This is a genomic window from Pseudomonas sp. 9.2(2024), from assembly GCF_039695385.1.
Classification (GTDB): Bacteria; Pseudomonadota; Gammaproteobacteria; order Pseudomonadales; family Pseudomonadaceae; genus Aquipseudomonas; species Aquipseudomonas paraglycinae.
Map to the genome: position 1 here is coordinate 2,796,077 of NZ_CP155585.1, position 11,424 is coordinate 2,807,500.

The 11,424-nt window shown below is 61.1% G+C and carries 11 protein-coding genes and 1 pseudogene (1 of these 12 running past the window's edge); 6 read left to right on the forward strand and 6 right to left on the reverse strand.

Annotated features, from left to right (window positions below):
• Positions 1 to 48 precede the first annotated feature (48 nt).
• Together macA and ABFB52_RS12535 are read left to right on the forward strand one after the other, a co-directional pair.
• The gene (gene macA, locus ABFB52_RS12530) at positions 49 to 1,197 is read left to right on the forward strand and encodes a macrolide transporter subunit MacA (protein ID WP_102687428.1); all 1,149 of its coding nucleotides are present in this window, start codon (positions 49 to 51) and stop codon (positions 1,195 to 1,197) included.
• Positions 1,198 to 1,199: 2 nt separating this feature from the next.
• Positions 1,200 to 3,155 carry a MacB family efflux pump subunit gene (locus tag ABFB52_RS12535; protein ID WP_129974061.1) on the forward strand — a complete coding sequence of 652 codons (1,956 nt, stop codon included), beginning with the start codon at positions 1,200 to 1,202 and terminating at the stop codon, positions 3,153 to 3,155.
• Between the two features lie 65 nt (positions 3,156 to 3,220).
• Here the strand turns inward: ABFB52_RS12535 and ABFB52_RS12540 are convergent, their stop codons facing one another.
• A complete protein-coding gene (locus ABFB52_RS12540; RefSeq protein ID WP_085748377.1) occupies positions 3,221 to 3,991 on the reverse strand; it encodes a helix-turn-helix transcriptional regulator in 771 nt (256 codons plus the stop codon).
• Positions 3,992 to 4,246: 255 nt separating this feature from the next.
• Between ABFB52_RS12540 and ABFB52_RS12545 the strand changes: the two genes are divergently transcribed.
• On the forward strand, positions 4,247 to 4,474 hold the full coding sequence (locus ABFB52_RS12545; RefSeq protein ID WP_129974060.1) for a hypothetical protein: 228 nt from the start codon (positions 4,247 to 4,249) through the stop codon (positions 4,472 to 4,474).
• 16 nt (positions 4,475 to 4,490) lie between these two features.
• Here the strand turns inward: ABFB52_RS12545 and glcF are convergent, their stop codons facing one another.
• From glcF to glcD, 3 genes are read right to left on the reverse strand one after another with little or no spacing between them, the layout of a single operon-like run.
• On the reverse strand, positions 4,491 to 5,708 hold the full coding sequence (glcF, locus tag ABFB52_RS12550; RefSeq protein ID WP_129974059.1) for a glycolate oxidase subunit GlcF: 1,218 nt from the start codon (positions 5,706 to 5,708) through the stop codon (positions 4,491 to 4,493).
• A gap of 3 nt (positions 5,709 to 5,711) precedes the next feature.
• Complete coding sequence (glcE, locus tag ABFB52_RS12555) at positions 5,712 to 6,776, reverse strand: glycolate oxidase subunit GlcE (protein ID WP_129974058.1); 1,065 nt, start codon at positions 6,774 to 6,776, stop codon at positions 5,712 to 5,714.
• Positions 6,776 to 8,275, reverse strand: coding sequence for a glycolate oxidase subunit GlcD (glcD, locus tag ABFB52_RS12560; protein ID WP_129974057.1), 1,500 nt, complete (start codon positions 8,273 to 8,275; stop codon positions 6,776 to 6,778). The genes glcE and glcD overlap by 1 nt, the downstream gene beginning before the upstream one ends.
• Positions 8,276 to 8,458: 183 nt before the next feature.
• Here glcD and ABFB52_RS12565 point away from each other — a divergent pair.
• From ABFB52_RS12565 to ABFB52_RS12575, 3 genes and pseudogenes are all read left to right on the forward strand, one after another.
• A pseudogene (locus ABFB52_RS12565) lies at positions 8,459 to 8,644 on the forward strand (hypothetical protein); the annotation flags it as partial.
• On the forward strand, positions 8,626 to 9,753 hold the full coding sequence (locus ABFB52_RS12570; protein WP_085748371.1) for a saccharopine dehydrogenase NADP-binding domain-containing protein: 1,128 nt from the start codon (positions 8,626 to 8,628) through the stop codon (positions 9,751 to 9,753). The pseudogene ABFB52_RS12565 and the gene ABFB52_RS12570, both read left to right, overlap by 19 nt.
• Before the next feature lie 2 nt (positions 9,754 to 9,755).
• Positions 9,756 to 10,247, forward strand: a complete 492-nt coding sequence (locus ABFB52_RS12575; RefSeq protein WP_129974056.1) for a DUF2269 domain-containing protein — start codon at positions 9,756 to 9,758, stop codon at positions 10,245 to 10,247.
• 54 nt (positions 10,248 to 10,301) lie between these two features.
• Here the strand turns inward: ABFB52_RS12575 and yghU are convergent, their stop codons facing one another.
• Both yghU and ABFB52_RS12585 read right to left on the reverse strand, forming a co-directional pair.
• Positions 10,302 to 11,141, reverse strand: a complete 840-nt coding sequence (gene yghU / locus ABFB52_RS12580; protein ID WP_129974055.1) for a glutathione-dependent disulfide-bond oxidoreductase — start codon at positions 11,139 to 11,141, stop codon at positions 10,302 to 10,304.
• A gap of 166 nt (positions 11,142 to 11,307) precedes the next feature.
• A protein-coding gene (locus ABFB52_RS12585; protein ID WP_085748368.1) for an AraC family transcriptional regulator crosses the window boundary here: on the reverse strand, positions 11,308 to 11,424 show its end. The gene runs 729 nt beyond the window's last position; only the last 117 of its 846 coding nucleotides appear in the window; its start codon lies off the right edge, out of view; its stop codon occupies positions 11,308 to 11,310.

The following is an 11,424-nucleotide window of genomic DNA, read 5'->3' on the forward strand; positions in this document are numbered from 1 at the left end:
AACCCGGCCGCTGGCCGGGCTCAACCCTGAACGGAATTGTGGTCATTTATGGAACAGTCGAAGGTGCGCAAAGTCGGTCTGGGAATCGCGTTGACGCTGGTGGCCGGGTTGGTGTTCTACACGGTGCAGGCGCCGGCCGAGGCACCGCAATACCTGACCGCCACGGTCGAACGCGCTGACATTGAAAACGCAGTGCTGGCCACCGGTTTGCTGGAGGGCATCAAGCAGGTGGACGTCGGTGCCCAGGTTTCGGGGCAGTTGAAGTCGCTGAAGGTCAAGGTCGGCGACAAGGTCAAGAAGGGCCAGTGGCTGGCGGAAATCGATCCGTTGGTGCTGCAGAACACCCTGCGTCAGGCACAGGTCGATGAGGAGAATCTGCAAGCCCAACGCCGGGCGACCCAGGCTCAACTGCGCCAGACCAAGGCGATCTACGAGCGCTATAAGAACCTGCAGGAGGACGCCTCGATCTCGCGGCAGGATTTCGAAACCGCGCAATCGAACTACGAAGTGCAGCAGGCCAACCTGTTGTCGCTGGACGCGCAGATCAAGAGTGCGCATATCCAGATCGACACCGCCAAGGTCAACCTGGCCTACACGCGGATCGTCGCGCCCATCGATGGCGACGTGGTGGGCATCGTGACCCAGGAAGGCCAGACCGTGATCGCCAACCAGCTGGCGCCGATCCTGCTGAAACTGGCGGACCTGGACACCATGACCGTCAAGGCTCAGGTGTCGGAGGCCGACGTCATTCACATCGCGCCGGGGCAGGAGGTGTATTTCACCATTCTCGGCGAGGACAAGCGTTATTACGGCAAGCTGCGCGGTACTGAGCCTGCGCCGCAGAACTTCCTCGAAACCCCGCCCGCCGGCACGCCGAAGCAGAACACGGCGGTGTTCTACAACGCGCTGTTCGAGGTGCCCAACCCCGATCACCGTTTGCGCATTTCCATGACGGCTCAGGTGCGGGTGGTGCTCGACACCGCCAAATCGGTGCTGACGATTCCGGTGGCCGCGCTGGGCCCGCGCAACAACGACGGCAGTTTCCCGGTGCGGGTGCTGGACGCCAAGGGCCAGGCGCAGTCGCGCAATGTGCAGACCGGGATCAACAACAACGTCAAGGTGCAGGTCAACGAAGGCCTGGCCGAAGGCGACCGGGTGGTGATCGGTGATCCGGTGACGAAAGTGGCAGGGGCATGAGCATGAGCGAACCTCTGCTGCAACTGACCGGCATCAGCCGCAGCTTCACGGCGGGCGACCGTGAATTCCTGGCGCTGAAGAATATCGACCTGACGATCCACGCCGGGGAAATGGTGGCGATCATCGGCGCCTCGGGCTCCGGCAAATCGACCTTGATGAACATTCTCGGCTGCCTCGATTACGCCACGGCCGGCAGCTACAAGATCAATGGCCGGGAAACCCGTGATCTGGACAGTCAGGCGCTGGCGGAACTGCGTCGTGACTATTTCGGTTTCATCTTCCAGCGCTACCACTTGCTGCCGCATCTGAGTGCGATGCACAACGTCGAGATGCCGGCGATCTACGCTGGCACGCCGGAGCCACAACGGCATGCTCGAGCCCGTGAATTGTTGGCGCGCCTTGGGCTGGAAGGGCACCTGACCCATCGCCCGAGCCAGCTATCGGGCGGTCAGCAGCAGCGGGTGAGTATCGCCCGCGCGCTGATGAACGGCGGCGAAGTGATCCTCGCGGATGAGCCCACCGGCGCCCTCGATACCACCAGCGGCAAGGAGGTAATGCGGATTCTGCTGGAGCTGCACGCGGCCGGACACACGGTGATTCTGGTGACCCACGACCCAAAGGTCGCGGCCAACGCCGAGCGCATCATCGAAGTCAGCGACGGCGAAATCCTCAGCGACCGTCGCAACGAGCGCGACACCACGGCACTGACCAATGAGGACGCGGTGCCCAAATCCACGGCAGCGCGGCGTCTGGTGGCCAGCCTCGGGTTGTTCAAGGAAGCGTTCAACATGGCCTGGGTCGCGCTGATCTCGCATCGCATGCGCACACTGCTGACCATGCTCGGGATCGTCATCGGCATCACCTCGGTGGTGTCGATCTCGGCCATCGGCGAGGGGGCCAAGCGCTATGTGCTCAAGGACATTCAGGCCATCGGCAGCAACACCATCGATATCTATTCCGGTACCAGTTTCGGCGACAGCCGTTCGGCGGCCATCGAAACCCTGGTTCCGGCGGATGTGGCGGCGCTCAATCAGTTGTACTACGTCGACAGCGCAACGCCGGTGGTCGGGCGCAATCTGTTGCTACGCTACCGCAACATTGACCTCGATGCCCAGGTCAACGGCGTCAGCGATCTGTACTTTCAGGTGCGCGGAATCAAGATGGAGTCGGGCATCCCGTTCAGCGAAAACGATGCCCGACGCCAGGCGCAGGTGGTGGTGATCGATCACAACACCCGCCAACGGTTATTCGGCGAGGGAGTCGATCCGCTGGGGCAGGTGATCCTTATCGGCAACCTGCCGTGCACCGTGATCGGTGTGGCGGCGGAAAAGAAGAACATCTTCTCGGCGAGCAAGTCTTTGAATGTCTGGGTGCCTTATGAAACCGCAGCCGGGCGGTTATTGGGCCAGCGTTACCTGGACAGCATCAGTGTGCGGATCAAGGACGGCCAACCGAGCAAGGTTGTCGAAGACAACGTCAATAAGCTGATGCTGCAGCGCCACGGCACCAAGGATTTCTTCACCAACAACCTCGACAGCGTGATGCAGACGGTGCAGAAAACCAGCCGCTCACTGGCCTTGTTGCTGTCGCTGATTGCGGTGATTTCGCTGGTGGTCGGCGGCATAGGGGTGATGAACATCATGCTGGTATCAGTCACCGAACGTACCCGCGAGATCGGTATTCGCATGGCGGTGGGGGCGCGGCAGTCGGATATTCGTCAGCAGTTTCTGGTTGAGGCGGTGATGGTCTGTCTGCTGGGCGGGGCGATTGGAATTTCGTTGAGTTACGCCATCGGCCATTTGTTTTCGCTGTTCATCAAGGAATGGGAGATGGTGTTCTCGCTGGGCTCGGTGCTGACAGCGGTGTTCTGCTCGACGCTGATCGGCATCGTGTTCGGCTTCGTGCCGGCGCGCAATGCTTCGCGGCTCGACCCGATCGAGGCATTGGCGCGGGACTGAAAGGCAGGCATGAAAAAGCCGCCGTCCCTGACAGGGCGGCGGTTCTTTTACAGGCGTGCGAACAATCAGGCCGCGTTAGACGGGTCGCAGGCGGCCGGGCAGTCTTCAGGTGAATACATCCAGCGCATCAGCGAATGTCGACCGCTGATCCCCAGTTTGATGGCGGCACGCTTGAGGTAGCTCTCGACGGTGTTGACCTTCAGTTGCAGCTGCTCGGCCAGTTCCGGCGCGGTGCGGCCGGCAAGCAGGCCGACGCACACTTCCATCTCACGGTTCGACAGGCTCAGGCCCAGTTGCTGCACGCGCTCGCAAAAACGCAATCGCAGGGTTTCCAGGCCTTGAAGCGAGGCTTCGGTCGCTGCGGCTTGCGCCTCGGGATCCGCATTCGCCGGTTGCAGCGCGTGGATGTGCTTTTCCACCATTGGCAGCAATACCGGGGAGATGTCCTGTAACAGGCTGCGCTCCCGGGCGGAAAACCGCTTCGACGGGCCGCAGCGATACACGGAGATCACATAGCGGTAACCGTCCTTGCGCCGGGTCAGGTGCAACTGCGACGCATCGGTGACCGTGGAGGGTTCGGGGGCGGGCACGTCGCTGTTACCGGGATCGGTGCTCAGTTCGGAATACACCGTCTCGGCCGTCAGCGTCGCCTCTTTGGGGCATTCAGGCTCGCTGCGCGGTTGAGCACGCCCGACCGGCTCCACGCGCATCTGCCGGATATGTGTGGCGTCCACGGCCAGTTGGGTGAGGATCAGGTCATGCAGCATCCGTGGGAAATGCCGACTGCCGGTGCTGGCGATGACCTTGCCGATGTGAGGGAACAGATGTGAGTTCATGTGTTTCATCCATGAGTAGCAATGGGGGAATTGCGCTTTCCCGACTCTCCAGCGGATGTCCTTGGCCGGCGACCACAAATCGGGAAATTTGGATCCTATCCTAGTACAACGTTTGAGCGACCGTTTAATGAAGGGGTTATTAGCTCATAACGAACATTGAGTGCAGCAACCGCATCGCCTTCCACTCGTCGCATGTATCGAACGACGCAGAACCGAACCGGCTCTACCCGATGTCATCTTCGCGAGGCATTCGATATGTTCGATCAACGCAAAAAAGACTCCCTGTCGGCCTGGCGCAATCTGGCAACACAGTCTCGGGAGCAGCTCGACCCTCAGGATCAATACGATGAGTTGCTCAAGGGGGCCGACGAGATGCTGGAGCAGGGACTTATCAACGCTTCCGAGTGGCGACAGTTTGTGCGCGATGCAGGCCACATCTTTATCCGTCATGAAGACTTGTCTGCGCCACCGCTTGAAGGGTAGCAGGCACTCCGGACATTCAGCGGCAATGCGCGTCCACCAGTTCGATCCAGTGCCTGACGGGCGTGCGGCCGGCGCCATCGAGGTGTGCCTGACAGCCGATGTTGGCGGTGGCGATGATCTCGGGATGACCACTCTCCAGCGCAGCGAGTTTGTTGTCGCGCAGTGATCTGGCCAGCGCCGGTTGGGTGATCGAGTAAGTACCTGCCGAGCCGCAGCACAGATGAGCGTCGGGGACGGCAGTCAGGTCGAAGCCCAGTCGGACCAGTACCGACTCCACCACACCGCCAAGTTTCTGCGCGTGCTGCAAGGTGCAGGGGCAATGGAAAGCCACACGTTGATTGGCGTGGATGCCGAAGGATTCGAGCGGCTCTTCACGCAGCACCTCAACCAGATCTTTTGCCAGCGCGCTGACGGCTTTGGCCTTTTCGGCATAAGTTGGATCGGCGCGAAGCAAATGCCCGTAATCCTTGATGAACGCACCGCAACCGCTGGCGGTCTGCACGATCGCCTCGGCACCCCGTTCGATGGCCGGCCACCACGCATCGATATTGTGACGGGCGCGGTCAAGGCCGGTGGCCTGGGCGTCGAGGTGATAATCCACCGCGCCGCAACAACCAGCCTCGCGGGCCGGGATCACGCTGATGCCCAGACGATCCAGCACCCGTGCCGCTGCTGCATTGGTATTGGGTGATAAACCCGGCTGTACGCAACCCTCCAACATCAGCACTTGCCTTGCATGGCGGATGTCGGGACGTGATGCAGGCATCACCGCGTTGCGTGGCAGTTTGTTTTGCAAGGCATCGGGCAGTAGCGCCCGGAACATCTGCCCACCGTTGACCAACCCTTTGAACAACCGTGGATTGGGCACGACGCTTCGAAGCCCTTCGCGCAACAGGCGTTGCCCGAGCGGCCGCGGGACAGCTGCGTCGACCACTGCTCGGCCAATGTCGAGCAGGTTGTGATAGTCCACGCCGGAAGGGCAGGTGGTTTCACAGTTACGGCACGACAGGCAGCGATCGAGGTGTTGCTGGGTTTTCGCCGTGACTTCGCTGCCTTCGAGCACTTGCTTGATCAAATAGATACGCCCACGCGGGCCGTCCAGTTCATCGCCGAGCAATTGATAAGTCGGGCAGGTCGCGTTGCAGAATCCGCAATGAACGCAGGTGCGCAGAATGCGTTCGGCCTCTTCGGCGCGGGGCAATTGTCGGGCTTGCGGGCTGAGGGTGGTCTGCATGGCTCAAAGCTCCGCGTACTGACGCCCGGGATTGAAAATGCCCCGGGGGTCGAGTTGTCGTTTGAGTTGGCGGTGATAGTGCAGCAGGGCGGGCGTCAGAGGATGGAACGGTTCATCGATCAGGCCGTGGCTGTAGCAGGTCGCATGTCCGCCGACTTCGCCGACCACGTTGCGAATGGTCGCCGCTTCGGCTGTCGATTTGAGCCAGCGTTGCGCGCCGCCCCAGTCGAGCCACTGCTCGCCGGGCAGGTTCAGCGGCGGCGTGTTGAGCGGCACGGACAGGCGCCAGAGCGGTTGGTCTTCATCGAAGAAACTCAGGCGTTGCTCGTTGAGGCCGGCCCAGAACGAACTGTCGATCAACTCGCCGCCAAGGCGATCATGGGCGGCCGCCACTGAACCTTCGCCACCCTCCAGACGCAAGCGCAATTGCCGGCCATCGTGACACGCGGCGCTGATCGGCAACGGTTGTTGGCCCCATTCGGCCAAACGCTGCAAAGCTTGTTCACCGGTCATTTCCAGGCTGAGGCTCAGGCACGCACGCGGTTTGGGCAGCACCTTGAGCGAGACTTCGGTGATCACCCCCAGCGAGCCGTAACTGCCTGCCATCAGACGTGACAAGTCATAGCCGGCAACGTTTTTCATGACTTCGCCACCGAAGCGTAGGTGCTTGCCATGACCGGTAATGATCCGCGTACCAAGCACGAAGTCGCGCACCGATCCCGACCAGGGCCGACGCGGCCCGGACAGGCCCGTGGCGATCATGCCGCCGACCGTGGCGTCATCGGCGAAAGAGGGTGGTTCGCACGCAAGCATCTGTTGCGAGGCGTCCAGCACGCCCAGCAATTCTGTTAACGGAGTACCGCAGCGTGCCGTGATCACCAGTTCGGTCGGGTCGTAGCTGACGATGCCGCGATGGGCGCGGGTGTCGAGAATCTCGCCACCGACGATGCGTCCGAGAAACGCCTTGCTGTTGGCCCCCTGAATGCGCAGCGGCGTGGCGCTTTCCAGTGCCCGGTTGACCTGTTCGAGCAACGCGGCGCTGTCATCGAAATCCTTGGTATCACCCATCAGAACCGCTCCAGCTCGGGGAAGGGCAATTGCCCGTGATGTACGTGCAGGGCGCCAAATTCGGCGCAGCGATGCAGGGTCGGAATGTTTTTGCCGGGGTTAAGCAGGCCGCCCGGGTCGAAGGCTTTCTTCACAGCGTGGAACAGGGTCAGCTCATCACCGTTGAACTGCGCGCACATCTGGTTGATTTTTTCCCGGCCCACGCCGTGTTCGCCGGTGATGCTGCCGCCAACCTTCACGCACAGTTCGAGGATCTTGCCGCCCAGCGCTTCGGCACGTTCCAGTTCGCCGGGCTGATTGGCGTCGAACAGAATCAGAGGATGCATGTTGCCGTCGCCAGCGTGGAATACATTGGCGACCCGTAAGCCATATTCGGCTGAAAGCTGCGCAATCGCGTGCAGTACGCCGGGCAATTCGCGGCGCGGGATGGTGCCGTCCATGCAGTAATAGTCCGGAGATAACCGTCCTACGGCGGGGAAGGCATTCTTGCGTCCGGCCCAGAATCGCACGCGCTCGGCCTCATCCCGGGCCTGGCGCAGCTCGGTGGCACCGGCGTGTTCGAGCACCTGTCGGACCCGCGCGCAATCATCGTGGACATCGGCTTCAACGCCATCGAGTTCACAAAGCAGAATGGCCTCGGCATCCACCGGATAACCGGCGTGGATGAAGTCTTCGGCAGCGCGGATCGCCAGGTTGTCCATCATCTCCAGGCCGCCGGGAATGATGCCGGCCGCGATGATGTCGGCCACGGCGCGGCCGGCCTTTTCCACGGAATCAAATGCCGCCAGCAGCACTTTGGCAGTCTGGGGTTTGGGCAAGAGTTTGACCGTGACTTCGGTGATGACGCCGAGCAGGCCTTCGGAGCCGGTGAACAGTGCCAACAGGTCAAAGCCGGGAGAGTCCAGTGCCTCCGACCCCAGCGTAAGGCGTTCGCCATCGACGGTGAGAATCTCGATCTTGAGCAGGTTATGCACGGTCAGACCGTACTTGAGGCAATGCACTCCGCCGGCGTTTTCCGCCACATTGCCGCCGATGGAACAGGCGATTTGCGAGGAGGGATCGGGCGCGTAATACAGCCCGAATGGCGCGGCGGCCTGGGAAATCGCCAGGTTGCGCACCCCGGGTTGAACCCGCGCGGTGCGGGCTTCAGGGTCGATGTGCAGGATGTTGTTGAAGCGCGCCATTACCAGCAACACGCCTTTCTCCAGTGGCAGGGCTCCGCCTGACAAACCGGTCCCGGCGCCTCTGGCCACCACCGGAACCCGCCGCTCATGGCAGATCCGCAACACGCCCTGAACTTCATCGATGTGCCGTGGCAGTATCACCAGCAACGGCGTGGTGCGATAGGCGGAGAGGCCATCGCACTCATACGGCTTGAGTTCTTCAAGCTGATGCAGGACTTCAAGATCCGGCCACTGGCGCTGCAGGGCTTGCAACAACGCGGCTTTGTCGACGTCGGGCAAAACGCCGTCGACCTGTTCGTCGTAGAGAATGTTCATGATCGGTGGACGACCCTCCGTTGTCGTTATTCGAGGTCGGTGCCGTTTTCTATCATTGGGCCGCTGACCCCGAGAAGTAAAGCGTAGCGGCCGTTGGTCCGTTGTCCCGCGTGCTCCTGTAATATGCGGCGTTTCACTCCGACGAGATGAAAATCGAGGCAAGGATCAGAAACTGCGGCAGCAATGTCGCGCCTTGATCGGGCGTTGTCGGTGACATCCTTGACGCTCTACGCGGCGCTCGGCTCCCGCGCCAAGGGCGTGTTGACCCGGCCTGCGCTGTCCCGCTGGGTCAGTCGCATAAGTAAAAGATGTCCGATTGAAATCAGTTATCCATTTCAAGGAAGTATTGCGTGGCACTCAGGGTTTTAGTGGTCGGCGGTTATGGAAATTTCGGCAGCATTGTCAGTCGGCATCTGATTGAGATGCCGGACATCGAGCTGGTGATCTCCGGCCGCGACCCGCAGAAATTGGTGCGCAAAGTCGACGAGCTGAAAGCCCGGTCGGGCGTTGTCTGCCAGAGTTGGTGCGGCAACGCGATGGGGGACGGGTTTGAAGCGGCTCTGAAATCGATGGGCATTCAACTGGTCATCCACACCGGCGGCCCGTTTCAAGGGCAACCCTATGCGGTCGCCGAGCGTTGCATCGACGCGGGTGTGCATTATTGCGACTTGTCCGACTGCAGAACCTTCGTCAACGGCATCGAAGCCCTCGATGCCCGCGCGAAACAGGCCGGCGTGGCGATTCTCAGCGGTTGCAGTTCGGTGCCGACACTTTCATCGGCCCTTATCGATGAACAGCGGCATCGCTTCTCCCGCATCGATTCGATCGAACATGGTATTTCCTCGTCGGCGAAAATGCCGGGCCTGTCGACGATTGAAGGTGTTCTGGCCTACGCCGGCAAGCCGATCAGGCAACTCAGGAATGGCCAGGTTCATGAGGTGGCAGGCTGGCTGGATCTGACGTTGCGCAGGATGCCTCAGTTGGGCGTTCGGGTGCTGGCGAACGTCGATGTTCCGGACATGGATATCTTCGCCAAACGCTACGGCGCACGAACCTTGAGTTTCAAGGCCGGCGCGGGCCTCAAGCTGGGTGGTGTGGCCAACGGTCTGTTCGCCCTGGCCCGCAGGTTTGGTGCGTTTCGTGATCATGTTCCCTGGGCGGCGCGGCTTCATCGCTGGGGTACCTGGTTCGAGCGATTCGGTGATGGCAAAAGCGCGATGTATATCGACGTGACAGGACTCGGTATCGACGGAAAACCGCTGGCCATGACGGTGCAGCTCACCGCCCGAAATGACAAGGGACCGGAGATCCCGAGCTGCGCAGCCGTTGCCCTGGCCGCGAAAATCGCCCGGGGATATCGGCCCGAGGCTGGCGCACGTCCCTGCGTGGGCGAGATCACTGTCGCTGAATACATGGCGGCCATCAACGATCCGCAGAATCTGAGCCTGTCGATGCATTTCTCTGACGGGCAGAACTGACCGTGCTCTATCTGTGCCTCAAATACATTCACATTATCGCCGCGGTTTTTCTGTTCGGATTCGGCATGGGCTCCTACCTCTACCTGATCGCCGCGAGCCGTACAGCCAACCCTCTGGTGATCGCTCACGTGGCGAGAATGGTCGTACGGTTCGACGCCTGGATCACCACGCCGGCGGGCTTTATCCAGATCGCGACGGGTTACGGGTTGACCAGGCTTGCCGGACTGCCCCTGACCACGGAATGGGTGCTGACCTCCTTGATCATTTTCCTGTGTGTCGGCTCGCTCTGGTTGCCGGTACTGGTGCTTCAAAAGCGTTTGCACGTGATGGCTTCGAGCGCGGTCGAGACCGGGGCAGGGCTCGCTGATGACTACCGCTGCGTGTATCGTAAATGGTTCTGGATGGGGATTGCCGGATTTCTGGGGATGTTCGTGATCGTGTTGCTGATGGTGACGAAGATGACGCCGGGGCAGTGGGCCAACCTGTTGGTGTAGCGAACGCAACGCCCGATAAATCCGCACCGGGCGTCGCGTCGTATCAGGCGAAGCTCAATCCAGATCGCTTGCTTGATGTCGCTCAGGAACCTGGCTCGCTTCATCGCCCCACGTCCGGTTGACGCGCTGGCCACGAACCACCGCAGGCCGTTCGGCAATCTCTTGCGCCCAGCGCTGCACGTGGGTGTATTCGTGAGCGGAAAGGAACTCGGCGGCGGAGTAGACGTTATTGCGCACCAATTGCCCGTACCAAGGCCAGACCGCGATGTCGGCGATGGTGTAGTCGTTGCCGGCGAGGTAGGGGCTTTCACTCAGGCGGCGATCAAGCACATCCAGCTGGCGCTTGGTTTCCATGGTGAACCGGTTGATCGGGTATTCGAGCTTTTCCGGCGCATAGGCATAGAAATGCCCGAAGCCACCGCCCAGGTAGGGTGCCGAGCCCATCTGCCAGAACAGCCAGTTCAGGGTTTCGGTGCGTCCCGCCAGGTCGGTGGGCAGGAAGGCGCCGAATTTTTCCGCCAGATAGAGCAGGATCGAGCCGGATTCGAAGACGCGAATGGTCGGTTCTACACTGCGATCCAGCAGCGCCGGAATTTTCGAATTGGGGTTGATCTCGACAAAGCCGCTGGAGAACTGGTCGCCCTCGTTGATGCGGATCAGCCAGGCGTCGTACTCGGCGTCGGTGCGTCCGAGCACCAGCAACTCCTCAAGCAGGATGGTCACTTTCACGCCGTTGGGCGTGGCCAGCGAATACAGTTGCAACGGATGCTTGCCGACCGGCAGCGTCTTGTCGTGCGTAGGCCCGGCAATCGGGCGATTGATGCTGGCGAACTGGCCGCCGGACGGAGCGATGTGTTTCCAGACCTTGGGTGGAGCGTAGGGCGCCTTGCTCATGAAGCGGACCTCATCGGTTGCATGCCGGAATGGAGTGAGCCGGACGGTGAGCGTGCCGGGCTCTTGTCGAACAGGACACCACAGACGGGCGTTTGAATGCCACTGGTTGTTCGCTGAAATGGTTTGGGTAAAGACATGCCGGGCAGCTGCCGGGTGACCGCTTCTTCTATATAGAAGAATGTTGTTTGTCGGTAACAGAGCTATGGCGCGAATCTGTGCGCAATTGCGCCGGACTCACGCCGAGGCGCTGTTTGAAGGCTGTGGTCATATGCGCCTGCGAGTT